Raw genomic sequence first — 316 nt, forward strand, 5'->3', positions numbered from 1 at the left:
GACTCCCGGTCGTGTCGAGGGTCGCGTCAACCGGCCTGCTCGACACGCTCGTCCTGGCCGCTCGGCGCCCGCAAGGGCCGGTGGGGGCCGCGAGGGCCCGGGCGATCGGCGGTCGTCAGCAGGGCGGCGATCCGATCGGCCGCCCGCTCGGTCGCCCCCGGAACGACGACCCGATCACGCAGGGCCGCCAGCGATTCCGAGACGCGGAGCCGCTCGGCCTCGTTGTTGAGCCACGTGAGGGCGTGGTCGGCCATCTCGTGAGAGACGTCGCCCGAGGTGGGATACTCGGGCATCAGCTCGGCATCGGCCAGCAGGT

Annotated in this window: 1 protein-coding gene; it reads right to left on the bottom strand. The window is 73.4% G+C overall.

All coding sequences use genetic code 11. The features are described from left to right. Window positions 1-26: 26 nt before the first annotated feature. On the bottom strand, window positions 27-316 hold a 290-nt coding region (locus tag AB1L30_RS18145; RefSeq protein WP_367014823.1), incomplete at its 5' end, for a hypothetical protein.

This window comes from Bremerella sp. JC817, assembly GCF_040718835.1.
Lineage (GTDB): Bacteria > Planctomycetota > Planctomycetia > Pirellulales > Pirellulaceae > Bremerella.